Origin of the sequence: Marinobacter panjinensis, from assembly GCF_005298175.1 — a bacterium.
GTDB lineage: Bacteria > Pseudomonadota > Gammaproteobacteria > Pseudomonadales > Oleiphilaceae > Marinobacter > Marinobacter panjinensis.
The window spans coordinates 38,626-51,744 of sequence record NZ_SZYH01000003.1; the positions used below are offsets into that span (position 1 = coordinate 38,626).

Consider the following 13,119-nt stretch of genomic DNA (forward strand, 5'->3'; position numbering starts at 1 on the left):
CATGCGGCAATTGTCGGAGCTGGATGCCTCATTCCTCTACCTGGAATCAGAAACCGCCCCCATGCATATTGGCGGTATCTACCTTTTTGATGCCCGTGAATGCAACAAACCACTAGCCTTCAGCACCTTCGTCGCTTACCTGCGCAGCCGTCTCCATGTGGTGCCCCTGTTCCGTCAGCGCCTCAAGGAAATCCCCCTGAGGCTTGGGCGCCCCTACTGGATTGATGATCCGGATTTCAGCATTGAACGGCACCTTGCCTATGTAAACCTTGGTGATCATGGCCAACTGGGAAGCCTTATGGGGCTTGCTTCCCGAATTCTTGAAGAACCGCTAAAAAGAGATCGCCCACTCTGGCACATCACCTTCGTCGACGGCTTCCAGCTCGATGAAAACGACCCCGACAGCAGGAGTTTCGCGCTGATTGTCAAACTGCACCATGCCGCCATTGATGCATTCAGCGGCGAGGAGATCATTGGCAAATTGCTGGAGTACACTCCGAAAGCCCGCTCCATAGAAGCACCCCGGCCATGGAGCCCACGGCCGGAACCATCGGAAGAGCGGGTTGTGCTCCAGGCCGGCGCCAACCTGCTGCGCAAGCCCTTGCAGGTGACCTCTCTGGCTGTCAATGCGGCCGAGGCGACAGCCCGCGGGCTGATCCAGAAACAGATGCGGAAACTGCCATTACCCTTTCCGTTGTTTTCCGCCCCCCACAGCCCGTTTAACCGCCAGATCACAGCGAACCGCCAGATTGTTTCCACCAGTCTGGACCTGTCGCGACTCAAGGCCATCAAGGCCACGCTGGGAAATGTCACATTGAACGATGTGGTTCTCGGCCTTTGTGCGGAGACCCTGCGCCGTTATCTGGCTAACCATGATGTGGAAACGGATCGCTCCCTGGTCGCCATGACACCTATCTCGGTTCGTTCCAGCAGCCTACGCAAGGCAACCGGAAACCAGATGTCTGCCATGCTCCTGGACCTGGCCACCAACGAGCCGGATCCCGCGAAGCGAATTCACCGAATCCACTGGAATGCGGTGGAATCCGAACCCTACCGGGAAGCTATTGCGGCAGACCGCCTGACGGAATTGCTGCCCTCCACCATGCTGGCACTCTCGGCCCGGCTTTATTCAGAGCTTCAGATTGCCCAGAGATACCAGCCGGTATTCAATCTGCCGATCACCAACGTGCCGGGGCCGCAGGTTCCACTTTATCTTCAGGGCGCCCGACTGGTCCGGCAGTTCAACTCGGCGCCGCTGTTTGACAGTCTTGGGCTGGTTATCGTGGCGGTCAGCTACCAGGGCAGCCTCACGGTGAATTTCACCCTTTGCCCGGATGTGGTAGCTGACGGCGATTCACTGACAGGCTTGCTCGAGGAGAGCCTGCTCGCAATAGAATCTGCAGCAGCAACCGTCCCGCCAGAGAGCGAAGAGCCCGACTACCACCAGTACCATCATAAAACCTTGACCGACGAGGCGCTCACCCTGATGGAAGGCGCTTTGAGAAAGGTGTTCAAAAGCTTTCGGCGATAACGGCCGGCGGGAGAAACAGGGGTGGCGTCAGGACCACCCCCGAGGTGGATTACTCGAAAGCCCAGCGCAGGAAGGTGCGCCGCTCTTCTTCACTAGCTTCACCCCAGAGCGCTTTCAGCTCTTCCAGGGTACCTTCACCCTCAGTAATTTCACTGCCAACACCACCGGAATCGTCAACGCCGGAACCTACAGGCGCCCGGGCGGCTGTGGTTTGTTTTGCAGAGCGCCCATCCCAGGCGCTCGCGCTGGCAACGACCTCACTGGAGGCGTTCACGATATCAGCGGAAAAATCACTGGCAAACGCCTCTGCGTCGCGCCGGTTTGCCGGAGGCTCAAAATCGAAACGATAGGTTTCACCAGGCCTGGCATCGATGGTTACGGCCTGCGGGGCCGTTTCAACAACATGCACCTTGGACTCGCCATTTCGGACAACCCCGCTTTTCGCCCAGATGGTTTTGTAGGTGAATACCACCTGGTTTTCGCCCGGAAGCAGTTCGAAGTCCAGCGCCAGGTCGTCCATCAGGAAATTGGTCAGCCTGCGGCCATTAACCTGCTTCACCTTGATCTCGGTGGGAGCCTTGAGCACAGCAGTCCGGGAGTCGTCAGCATCACCTTCCCAGGTTTTGACATTGCTCATGGCAGAACTGCACCCGGAAAGAACGACCAACAAAGACAGTGCGGCAATCAGGCAGCCTGTATTCTTGAAAAAGACCGAAACGTGACAGATACTCATGCTATATCCTTGTGCTGTACACCGGTGATGCCCGGTAGGTGATCACTTGTCATTAAATGGCATTTTGAAGAGCGGCAGGGCCAAGAGCAAGACATACCGCCTGTTTACAGTAACCTGATGACACTTCGGTTACGTCGACACGCCCATGCCGGACTGATAAATGTAAAAAAATGTTGAATTCGGCTGGAATTGATTTAATTTTAGACAATCGGCTAACAAAACATCCCACTGCCCGGCACGATAAAAACCATAAAGGGCTCAGGAGAAAACATGGATACCCAACGTCGGTCCGGAGAAAACGGTCCCGCACCGTTCCGAAGCAGTCGATTTTTCTGCGTCGGAAGCAAGTGGTATTTCACCACCCGGGAGGGTTTTGACAGTGGCCCCTTCGCTTCAAGACAACGCGCAGAAACCGGTTTGAGACGTTTCTTGCACGTTGTGCGCCTTCTGCCGGAAGAACAACAGATACACTGAGGTCGCTCCCAACCCGCGTCAATCAGGCGTTCACCTGCTTCTGAACGTCATAGTCGCCGGGCATGGCTCAGGTTCTGAAATGATCATAGCCGCCAGCTGCAGGGGCCAATGACTGACCTTCGTGTGTGATGGCAAGGCCTTCGCCCGATGTTACCTCACCAATGATGGTCAACTGGCTGCGAATCTCCTCCGGGAGACCTTCCCAGGCTTTCGGGCTGATAGTGATGCACAACTCATAATCATCACCGGCGTTCATTGCCAGGTTGACCGCCTCCTCGCCGACAAGACGATTCAGTGTCGCCGATAACGGAAGCTTCGCAATATCAATGCTCGCGGCCACCCCGGATGCCTCAAGAATATGGCCCAGATCTGCCACCAGGCCATCGGATATATCTACGGTAGCGGAAGCACATCCACGCAGTGCGGCTCCGAGGCTCAGCCGTGACGCCGGGTAATGGTACCTGTCCAGAACCGACTGCTCATCGGGCCCGGGGTTTTGACTGCCCAGGAATTTCAGCGCGGCTCCAGCCTCACCCAGGGTGCCGGAAACACAGACATAATCCCCCGCCCGTGCGCCGGAGCGCTGGAGCGCCTGACCCTGGGGCACCGTACCATGAACCTGCAGGCTCAAGGTCAGTGGTCCGCGGGTGGTGTCTCCGCCGGCAAGTGACAGGCCAAACTGCGCGGCTGCACTTGCCAGGCCAGCTGCATAGGCATGCAGCCAGTCAGGATCAGCATCGGGGAGGGTCAGGGCCAGTGTGAAGCAAACCGGATCGGCGCCCATGGCCGCGAGGTCGCTCGCCGCAACCGCCAGGCTTCGCCAACCCAGTTTTTCAGGATCGTAATCACGGGGAAAGTGGACGCCTTCAACCAGCGTGTCTACAGAGAAAACCAGATCCCTGCCCGGTTCGACCCGCTGAATCGCGCAGTCATCACCGGGCCCGAGCAGAACCGCAGAGGTGTTCCCCGCCTCGGCGATAGGGAAGAAATAACGGCGGATCAGCTCGAATTCGCCCATCACTCAGCGCGGACGGGTCTCGGCCAGGCGCAGACGATGACTCAGTTTGTCCAGCAGGCTGTTAACGAACTTGTGGCCTTCGGTGCCACCAAACTTCTTGGCCATCTCGATCCCTTCATTGATCACTACCTTGTAGGGAACGTCCAGCCGGTATTTCAGTTCATAAGTGCCAAGCCGCACGATGGCCAGCTCAATGGCATCCACTTCATGAATCGGTCGGTCCAGAAAGGGCTCAAGCAAACGGTCCAGCTCTGCCTGCTCCCGGTGAACGCCCCGAAGCAGATCGCGGAAATAGGCGGTGTCTACCTTCGACATATCATTGTCGACGATAAACTCTGACTCGATGTCGGTAATCGAGCTCTTGCTGAAGTGGCGCTGATACAGGCCCTGCATGGCCAGGGCCCGGGCCCTTCGCCTGTCGCCAGCCTTGGGCTGACCCGACGGGGCCGGTTGCACAGTACTGTCTTCCGGTGTGGTCATCATTCACCCAGCTTCTTGAATAGGCTGACCATTTCCAGGGCCGTTATCGCCGCTTCGGCGCCTTTGTTACCAGCCTTGGTACCAGCACGCTCAATGGCCTGCTCTATGGAATCAACGGTCAGCACGCCAAAAGTCACCGGCACGTCGGTCTCAAGGCTTACAGCGCCCAAACCGCTGGAGGCTTCGCCGGCAACGTATTCGAAATGGGGCGTACCGCCGCGAATAACGGCACCGAGTGCGATAATAGCATCATGGTTGCCAGTCTCGGCCACGCGCTTGACGGCCAGCGGCATTTCATAGGCACCCGGCACTCGCACGATGGTTATGTCAGCGTCAGCAATGCCGTGTCGACGCAGAGTATCTACGGCACCGTCCACCAGGCTTTCCACCACGAATCCGTTAAAACGACCAACGACCAGCGCGTATTTACCGCTGCAGTGGGTAAAGTCACCTTCAATTACTTTGATATCGGCCATGCATGGCTCCTTCAGTGGCAACCCCGCCCTTTCGGTGCGGCGCTGCCGGGGTTCATCATTCAGGGGTATAGGGCACGTATTCCACCACTTCCAGCTCAAACCCGGAAATCGCGGAAAATTTGATGGGCGGGCTCAGCAGCCGCATTTTGCCAACGCCGAGGTCCCGCAGGATCTGTGAACCGGTGCCGACGGTAAAATAGACACCAGAACTGCCCTTGCCCGCAGACTTCTTGTCCTGCTCGAAAAATTCGTGGATGCGGTCTTCAAGATTGTAGCTGTCTTCCGCGCTGTTGAGCAGAACCACCACGCCACGACCTTCACTGGCAACCTTTTCCAGGGCGTGGTGGAGCGGCCAGCTGCGGGAATCCACACGGCGGGCACCGAGCAGGTCTCGCAGGGTATCGGTGATGTGCACACGAACCAGCACCGGATCATCCGCGGATATCTCCCCCATCACCATCGCCAGATGGGTGGAGCCCTGGATGTTGTCGCGATAGGTGCGAAGATTGAATACGCCGTATTCGGTGTCCAGATCGTACTGTTCCACGCACTCGATTGTGCGTTCGTTCAACGTGCGATAGTGGATCAGGTCTGCAATGGTGCCTATCTTCAGGTCGTGGGTCTCAGCGAATTTCTCGAGATCCTCACGCCGGGCCATGGAACCATCGTCATTCATGATTTCACAGATCACACCGGCAGGCTCACACCCGGCAAGGGCCGCCAGGTCACAAGACGCCTCGGTATGGCCAGCACGGCTGAGAACACCACCCGGGTCGGACATCAGCGGGAAAATATGCCCCGGCTGGACCAGATCCGATGCTTTGGCATTGCGGGCGACCGCTGCCTGAACAGTGCGGGCACGGTCGGCGGCGGATATGCCGGTGGTTACCCCTTCGGTTGCCTCAATAGACAGCGTGAACTTGGTGCCAAAGCCAGAGGCATTCTGCTGTACCATTAATGGCAGGCCAAGCTGCTCGCACCGTTGGCGGGTCATAGGCATACAGATCAGGCCACGGCCGAACCGTGCCATGAAGTTGATGGCCTCTGGCGTGCAGTGTTCAGCAGCCATCACCAGGTCGCCTTCGTTTTCCCGGTCTTCATCGTCCATCAGGATGACCATTTTGCCCTGACGAATGTCTGCAATAATGTCTTCAATGCTGTTCAGTGCCATACCGTTTTTGCACCCTTTTGGTCTGACCGCCCTGTAATCGGCACCGGCCCACCATGAATTTAATATCCGTCAGGCTGGTGCCAGGATCAGTCGTTGATCCTCACCCAGTTGACGGCGATCGAGCACTTTCCATTGTACCTTGTCCGCCATGGATTCCAGTGGCAGATTGGCCGTTGGCCGGCCGGTACTGCCCAGGAACACCGGTGCCTGATAGAGCCAGAGCTCATCCACCAGGCGCTCATTGATAAAGGTTCCGGCCAGTGTCGGGCCGGCTTCCACCAGGAGTTCGTTGATGCCCAGCTCCCCCAGCGAGTCCAAGAGTTCGCGGACATCAATTCCGTTGTCTTTCCAGGCGACGCCAGTAAGCCCGACTCCCAGCGCGGCAAGATCCTGAGCCTGCGCGGTTGCCAATGTCGGAGAGGCGCAATAGACCTGGACGTTACCCCCCTGGAGTATGGTGGCACCGGGAGGCGTGCGTGCATCCCGATCCGCTATTACGCGTAAGGGCTGGCGTGAGGGTTCCGTGGCATCTCCAATATCACCCAACTCGCCCCGGCGCACCGTCAGAGAGGGGTTATCGGCCAACACGGTTCCAACACCAGTCAGGATGGCGTCACTGATGGCCCTGAGCCGCTGTACGTCACGGCGAGCCTCTGCGCCGGTAATCCACTGGCTCTCCCCCGATGCCATGGCGGTTCTGCCATCCAGACTGGCGGCCATTTTAAGCCGAACGTAAGGCCGGCCTACGTTCATCCGCTTCATGAACCCGGGATTGAGCCGCACCGCTTCTTCAGCCAATAACCCCTCTGTCACCCGAACGCCTGCTTCCCGGAGCATATCCAGGCCACGACCTGAAACCGACGGGTTAGGGTCCTTGGTGGCGGCAAACACATGAGCAATGCCGGCTTCAACCAGGGCCTTGGCACAAGGCGGGGTGCGCCCGAAATGACTGCAAGGCTCCAGTGTGACATAGGCCGTTGCGCCGCGCGCATCCGGTCCGGCCTGACTCAGTGCGCGAATCTCGGCATGGGCCTCACCGGCTCGCTCGTGCCAGCCCTCCCCAAGAATCCTGCTGCCACTGGCAATGACGCAACCCACACGTGGATTGGGATGGGTGGAATAGCGGCCACGCCAGGCGAGCTGCACCGCCCTGGCCATGAATGCCGTGTCCTGGGCGTCGATCATGCCTTTCCTTTGGAGGAATGGTTATCTGCCAGAACCTTGGCCACATCCACAGGGTCGTCGCCCGAGGTCGCCGAAAGCCGTTCAATCTCTTCCTTGAACTCGTTAACATCCTGAAAACTGCGATAAACTGAGGCAAACCGAACGTAGGCGACCTTGTCCAGCTGCCGCAGTTCCGTCATCACTTCTTCACCGAGCTGCATGGATTTCACTTCCCGCTCGCCGGTGGCCCGCAAGCGGAACCTGATGCGATTGAGTGCCGCCTCGATCTCCTCAATGCTGACGGGGCGTTTTTCCAGGGCTTTCATCAGCCCTGCCCTCAGCTTTTCCTCATCAAACGGCTGGCGGGTGCCATCCTGTTTGACGACACGGGGCATCACCAGTTCGGCTGACTCAAAGGTGGTGAAACGCTCACGACAGGACAGACACTCCCTGCGGCGACGCACCTGATCACCCTCGGCCACCAGCCGGGAGTCGATTACCTTGGTATCCGCTTCACCACAGAAAGGACAATGCATAAACTGAAGCTCCTGCAATCCGTCAGACGCTGCGCTGCAGGGCGCCTGACGGTGCGTTAGGGCTGATTAGCCGGCGTAGACCGGGAAACGATCACACAGGCCTGCGACCTGCTCACGAACCCGGTCATTGACCGCTTCGTCTTCCAGGTTGTCCAGAATGTCACACATCCAGCCCGCCAGATCGCGGCACTCGGACTCACCAAAACCGCGGGTAGTGACCGCCGGGGTACCGATGCGCAGGCCAGAGGTCACGAACGGTGAGCGCGGGTCATTCGGAACCGCATTCTTGTTTACAGTGATGTGGGCTCGGCCGAGGGCGGCATCCGCGTCCTTTCCGGTAATATCCTGCTTGATCAGGCTGACCAGGAACAGGTGGTTCTCGGTACCTCCGGAAATCACGTCAAAGCCGCGGGAAACGAACACTTCCGCCATCGCCTTGGCATTCTTGATGACCTGCTTCTGGTAATCCTTGAACTCATCGCTCATGGCTTCCTTGAAGCAGACTGCCTTGGCGGCGATAACATGCATCAGCGGGCCGCCCTGGCCACCGGGGAACACTGCGGAGTTCAGTTTCTTCTGCAGGTCGGCGTCGTCACAAGCCAGGATCAGGCCGCCACGGGGGCCGCGCAGGGTCTTGTGGGTGGTGGTCGCAACGACATGGGCGTGAGGAATCGGGTCCGGGTAAACGCCGGCCGCTACCAGGCCTGCCACATGCGCCATGTCCACAAACAGCCAGGCGCCGATCTTGTCGGCAATCTCACGGAAGCGGGCAAAGTCCAGCTCCTGGGAGTAGGCCGAGAAACCCGCGATGATCATCTTCGGCTTGTGCTCAAGGGCAAGGCTTTCCACTTCATCGTAATCGATCAGGCCGGTTTCCGGATTCAGGCCGTACTGCACGGCATTGTAGATCTTGCCGGAGAAATTCACGCTGGCACCATGGGTCAGGTGACCGCCGTGGGCCAGACTCATGCCAAGAACCGTATCGCCGGGCTTCAGAAGTGCCATGAATACGGCGGAGTTGGCCTGGGAACCGGAGTGGGGCTGCACATTGGCATAGGCCGCACCGAAAAGCTCTTTAGCACGGCTGATAGCCAGGTCCTCGGCGATGTCGACAAATTCGCAGCCACCGTAATAACGCTTGCCGGGGTAGCCTTCGGCGTACTTGTTGGTCAGTACGCTACCCTGGGCTTCCATCACCCGCGGGCTGGTATAGTTTTCAGACGCGATCAGCTCAATGTGAGCTTCCTGGCGCTTCTCTTCCGCCTGCATGGCGTTCCAGAGCTCGTCGTCAAAGCCGGCGATTTTCATATCACGATTAAACATTGATGCGCTGCCCCTGTGTGCGTAGCTACCCTAAAAAATGGGCCGCTATTCTATCGTAGAAACGGGTGAAAAATCACCCTTTATACTGTCCGCAGATACCGACACGCGGCCAAAGACAGTTTTTGCTCAATTGCTATCCCTGATCGGTTTCGATACCTTACTCGGTCAATATTCATTGGTTGCGGCTACTGTGGAGTACCGGCCATCGGGTAGGGCGATCCGGGATACGCTGTAAATACATCTCTGTACGCTCGACAAAATCATCCCTGATTTTGACGATCCCGAAACGCCCTACCCGATGGCCTCAGCCAGACACCTTCAGTATTTCCGAAACACACTTCGCAAGAAGGATTCTGACAACATGGCCCAATACGTCTACACCATGAACCGCGTGGGCAAAGTGGTTCCGCCCAAGCGCGAAATCCTTAAAGACATTTCCCTGAGCTTTTTCCCTGGCGCCAAAATCGGCGTACTGGGCCTCAACGGTTCCGGTAAGTCTACGTTGCTACGTATTATGGCGGGGATAGATCAGGATTACATTGGTGAGGCTCGCCCCCAGCCGGGCATCAATGTGGGCTACCTGCCCCAGGAGCCGGAGCTGGACGATAGCAAAACCGTCAAGGAAATTGTCGAAGAATCGGTCTCCGGCATTCACAATGCCCTGGCCGAGCTGGATCAGGTTTATGCTGATTATGCCGAACCAGATGCTGATTTTGACGCTCTTGCCAAGAAGCAGGGTGAGCTAGAGGCCTTTATCCAGGCCAGCGACGGACACGATATCGAGCGGAAGATGGAAGTGGCCGCCGACGCCCTCCGGCTACCCGCCTGGGACGCGATGGTAAAGAACCTCTCCGGCGGTGAGCGCCGGCGTGTGGCTCTGTGCCGGCTGCTGCTCTCAAGCCCCGACATGCTGCTGCTGGACGAGCCTACCAACCACCTGGATGCGGAATCCGTGGCCTGGCTGGAGCGCTTCCTCCACGACTACACCGGCACCGTGGTTGCTATTACCCACGATCGTTACTTCCTCGATAACGTGGCCGGCTGGATCCTCGAGCTGGACCGTGGCCAGGGCATTCCTTTTGAGGGTAACTACAGTCAGTGGCTGGAAAACAAGGAAAAACGCCTCGAGATTGAAGCCAAACAGGAAGATTCCCGTCAGAAGACCATCAAACAGGAGCTGGAGTGGGTGCGCAGCAATGCCAAGGGCCGCCAGTCCAAGAGCAAGGCCCGCCTGGCCCGCTTCGAGGAAATGAGCTCCCAGGAGTTCCAGAAGCGCAACGAAACCAACGAGCTGTACATTCCACCCGGCCCTCGCCTCGGGAGTAAGGTGATCGAGGTGGACGGCATCAGCAAGTCCTTCGGCGACCACCTGCTGTATGAGAACGTATCGTTCAGTGTGCCTCCTGGCGCCATCGTAGGCATTATCGGCGGTAATGGCGCGGGTAAATCCACCCTGTTCCGGATGATCGCCGGGCAAGACAAGCCGGATTCCGGCACCATTACCGTGGGCGAAACCGTAAAGCTGGCCTATGTGGACCAGATGCGGGATCTCAACGGCGACAACACCGTGTGGGAAGAGCTCAGCGACGGCAATGACATTATCAAGATTGGCAACTACGAGACCCCGTCACGGGCCTACGTGGGCCGTTTCAACTTCAAGGGCGCTGACCAGCAGAAGCGGGTGGCCGACCTGTCCGGTGGTGAGCGCAACCGGCTACATCTGGCGAAGCTGCTCAAGGAAGGCGGTAACGTACTGCTGCTGGACGAACCCACCAACGACCTGGACGTGGAAACCCTTCGCGCCCTGGAAGAAGCCCTGCTGAACTTCCCCGGCTCCGCGCTGGTGATCTCGCACGACCGCTGGTTCCTCGACCGCGTAGCTACCCATATCCTGGCGTTTGAGGACGATGGTGAAGTGGTTTACTTCGAGGGTAACTTCAGTGAGTACGACGAGGACCACAAGAAACGCAAAGGCGATTCGGCGATGGTGCCTCAGCGGATGAAGTACAAGAAGTTGGCCTGACGCAGGTTGTCGGATTACGGCTTCGCCTAATCCGACCTACGCGGGAGTCATCAGCCTGCGGGATCGTAGGTCGGATTAGGCGAAGCCGTAATCCGACAAACCAACATTTAGGTAGCACCACCGCCATGGCAAAAGCCAAAACCGCCTACGTCTGCACCGAGTGCGGCGCTGACTACTCCAAGTGGCAGGGCCAATGCACTGCCTGCCAGGCCTGGAACACCATCAGCGAGGTTCGTGGCGTCAGTGGCGGCAATGCCAGGGGTGCCCGCGGAGCACGCTTTGAGGGCTTCGCAGGCAGCCTGTCGGAAGTAAAGAGCCTGGACGACGTCAGCCTTGCCGAGCAGCCTCGCATCAGCTCCGGCATGCAGGAATTTGACCGGGTGCTTGGCGGCGGCCTCGTGGAAGGTTCTGCCGTCCTCATGGGCGGTCATCCTGGCGCCGGCAAGAGCACCCTGCTACTGCAGGCGGTTTGCCACCTGGCGTCCAGTGTTCCCGCACTCTACGTCACTGGCGAGGAATCCCTGCAACAGGTGGCCATGCGAGCCAAGCGCCTCGGGCTGCCCACCAAAGACCTGAAGATGCTGTCGGAAACCAGTGTTGAGCGGGTCATGCAGGTAGCGGAAATCGAAAAACCCCGCATCCTGGTGGTGGACAGTATCCAGGTGATGCACGTGGCCGAAACGGAATCCGCGCCGGGCAGTGTCTCCCAGGTCCGCGAAAGCGCCGCCTACCTGACCCGCTTTGCCAAGCAGACCGGTACCATTCTGTTCCTTGTAGGCCACGTCACCAAGGACGGCAGCCTGGCGGGGCCGAAGGTGCTGGAGCATATGATTGACTGTTCCATCCTGCTGGAAGGCTCCAGTGACAGCCGTTACCGCACTCTGCGGGGCATCAAGAACCGTTTTGGCGCGGTCAATGAGCTGGGCGTATTTGCAATGCTGGAGCAGGGTCTGAAGGAAGTAAAAAACCCCAGTGCGATCTTCCTGAACCGGGGCGAAGAAGCGGCCCCTGGCAGTGTGGTCATGGTCGTCTGGGAGGGCACGCGGCCGATGCTGGTGGAGATCCAGGCGTTGGTGGATATGGCCCAGGGAGGCTACCCACGGCGGGTGGCGGTGGGGCTGGATCAGAACCGGCTGGCGATGCTTCTGGCGGTGCTGCATCGCCACGGGGGCATGCATGTGTCGGATCAGGATGTGTTTGTGAATGTGGTCGGTGGCGTGAAAGTCAATGAAACCAGCGCGGACCTGGCGCTACTTGCGGCCATCGTGTCGTCCTTCCGCGACCGCGCCCTGCCCCAGGATCTGGTGATCTTCGGCGAGGTCGGCCTCTCCGGCGAAATCCGCCCGGTTCCCAGTGGCCAGGAGCGCATCTACGAAGCCGCCAAGCACGGCTTTACCCGTGCCCTGGTGCCCAAGTCCAACGCACCTCGCAAGGTTATTGAGGGTATGAAGGTTATTCCCGTGACCAAGCTTAGTGATGCACTGTCGGCTTTGGAGGAGCTTTAGGCTCTGGAACCTAGCCTGCTTGGTTAGGTGATGGGGGGAGTTGGTAACACCTTTCCAAAAAACGCTACAAGCACATCCATGTGCGCTTGGGCTCCGCCATCCATGGCTCCGCACATTTTTGGAAAGGTGTTACCAACCCCTCCCCCATAATATGCAGTTATCTCGTCAAACCGTAGGTCGGATTAGGCCGACAGGCCGTAATCCGACAAAAAACTATCGGGTTACTCAATCAAATGCGCAAACTCCCTCTCCAACAACGCCTGATCCCCCAGATTCAACTCCACCAACCTCTTCAGATGAGTCGCACTCTCAAGATCAATATACTGACACTTGAACCCCAGCCTATGCTCTTCAACATGCCGTAACTCCACCGCCATCACGATCGCGGTTTCGTTATCGTCCAGGTGGATAATCACCTCGCACGGCTGTTTCAGCGGTACGTTCCAACCCTCAGGCCGTTTAACCAGAACGCCCTTCAGCGAAATATCCAACACCTCGGTTGGCCACACTTCATCCTGGCAATGCAGCTCACAATCAGCATCGAAGGAGATTCTGTGGAAACGACGTTTTTCGGGGGTTTTGGCTGGCAAGGGTTGCTCCTGTTTACCGGTCTTGTCTGGTATGACTATAGACCGCACAGGGACATCTATCTACCGCACGCACTCAGCAGGGCTAACTTCGGGGC

At 58.2% G+C, this 13,119-nt stretch carries 13 protein-coding genes; 4 read left to right on the plus strand and 9 right to left on the minus strand.

The window, feature by feature from the left end; all coding sequences use genetic code 11:
* The first annotated feature begins 1 nt into the window (after position 1).
* Positions 2-1,531: a WS/DGAT/MGAT family O-acyltransferase gene (locus FDP08_RS19440; RefSeq protein WP_137437966.1), complete on the plus strand. Its 1,530-nt coding sequence runs from the start codon at positions 2-4 to the stop codon at positions 1,529-1,531.
* A 49-nt stretch (positions 1,532-1,580) separates the two neighbouring features.
* Here FDP08_RS19440 and FDP08_RS19445 read toward each other — a convergent pair whose 3' ends face one another.
* The gene (locus FDP08_RS19445) at positions 1,581-2,264 is read right to left on the minus strand and encodes a DUF2057 family protein (RefSeq protein ID WP_137437967.1); all 684 of its coding nucleotides are present in this window, start codon (positions 2,262-2,264) and stop codon (positions 1,581-1,583) included.
* A gap of 270 nt (positions 2,265-2,534) precedes the next feature.
* Between FDP08_RS19445 and FDP08_RS20555 the strand changes: the two genes are divergently transcribed.
* Complete coding sequence (locus tag FDP08_RS20555) at positions 2,535-2,738, plus strand: DUF6316 family protein (protein ID WP_137437968.1); 204 nt, start codon at positions 2,535-2,537, stop codon at positions 2,736-2,738.
* A gap of 67 nt (positions 2,739-2,805) precedes the next feature.
* On the opposite strand, the gene thiL is transcribed toward FDP08_RS20555, so the two are convergent.
* The 7 genes from thiL to glyA form a co-directional block, all read right to left on the minus strand.
* Entirely contained in the window at positions 2,806-3,756 is a 951-nt protein-coding gene (thiL, locus tag FDP08_RS19455; RefSeq protein ID WP_137437969.1) for a thiamine-phosphate kinase, read from the minus strand.
* A gap of 3 nt (positions 3,757-3,759) precedes the next feature.
* Positions 3,760-4,236: a transcription antitermination factor NusB gene (gene nusB, locus FDP08_RS19460; protein ID WP_137438087.1), complete on the minus strand. Its 477-nt coding sequence runs from the start codon at positions 4,234-4,236 to the stop codon at positions 3,760-3,762.
* Positions 4,236-4,712 carry a 6,7-dimethyl-8-ribityllumazine synthase gene (gene ribH, locus FDP08_RS19465; RefSeq protein WP_137437970.1) on the minus strand — a complete coding sequence of 159 codons (477 nt, stop codon included), beginning with the start codon at positions 4,710-4,712 and terminating at the stop codon, positions 4,236-4,238. Before ribH ends, nusB begins: the two co-directional genes overlap by 1 nt.
* A 55-nt stretch (positions 4,713-4,767) precedes the next feature.
* The gene (ribBA, locus tag FDP08_RS19470; RefSeq protein ID WP_137437971.1) at positions 4,768-5,883 is read right to left on the minus strand and encodes a bifunctional 3,4-dihydroxy-2-butanone-4-phosphate synthase/GTP cyclohydrolase II; all 1,116 of its coding nucleotides are present in this window, start codon (positions 5,881-5,883) and stop codon (positions 4,768-4,770) included.
* Between the two features lie 69 nt (positions 5,884-5,952).
* The gene (ribD, locus tag FDP08_RS19475) at positions 5,953-7,068 is read right to left on the minus strand and encodes a bifunctional diaminohydroxyphosphoribosylaminopyrimidine deaminase/5-amino-6-(5-phosphoribosylamino)uracil reductase RibD (RefSeq protein WP_137437972.1); all 1,116 of its coding nucleotides are present in this window, start codon (positions 7,066-7,068) and stop codon (positions 5,953-5,955) included.
* Entirely contained in the window at positions 7,065-7,583 is a 519-nt protein-coding gene (gene nrdR, locus FDP08_RS19480; RefSeq protein WP_137437973.1) for a transcriptional regulator NrdR, read from the minus strand. Before nrdR ends, ribD begins: the two co-directional genes overlap by 4 nt.
* A gap of 66 nt (positions 7,584-7,649) precedes the next feature.
* Complete coding sequence (glyA, locus tag FDP08_RS19485) at positions 7,650-8,906, minus strand: serine hydroxymethyltransferase (protein ID WP_137437974.1); 1,257 nt, start codon at positions 8,904-8,906, stop codon at positions 7,650-7,652.
* A gap of 361 nt (positions 8,907-9,267) precedes the next feature.
* Here glyA and ettA point away from each other — a divergent pair, with 361 nt between their 5' ends.
* Both ettA and radA read left to right on the plus strand, forming a co-directional pair.
* A complete protein-coding gene (ettA, locus tag FDP08_RS19490) occupies positions 9,268-10,929 on the plus strand; it encodes an energy-dependent translational throttle protein EttA (protein ID WP_137437975.1) in 1,662 nt (553 codons plus the stop codon).
* Positions 10,930-11,054: 125 nt separating this feature from the next.
* Entirely contained in the window at positions 11,055-12,434 is a 1,380-nt protein-coding gene (gene radA, locus FDP08_RS19495) for a DNA repair protein RadA (protein ID WP_137437976.1), read from the plus strand.
* Positions 12,435-12,655: 221 nt separating this feature from the next.
* Here the strand turns inward: radA and FDP08_RS19500 are convergent, their stop codons facing one another.
* Positions 12,656-13,024: a PilZ domain-containing protein gene (locus FDP08_RS19500; protein ID WP_137437977.1), complete on the minus strand. Its 369-nt coding sequence runs from the start codon at positions 13,022-13,024 to the stop codon at positions 12,656-12,658.
* Positions 13,025-13,119: the final 95 nt, after the last annotated feature.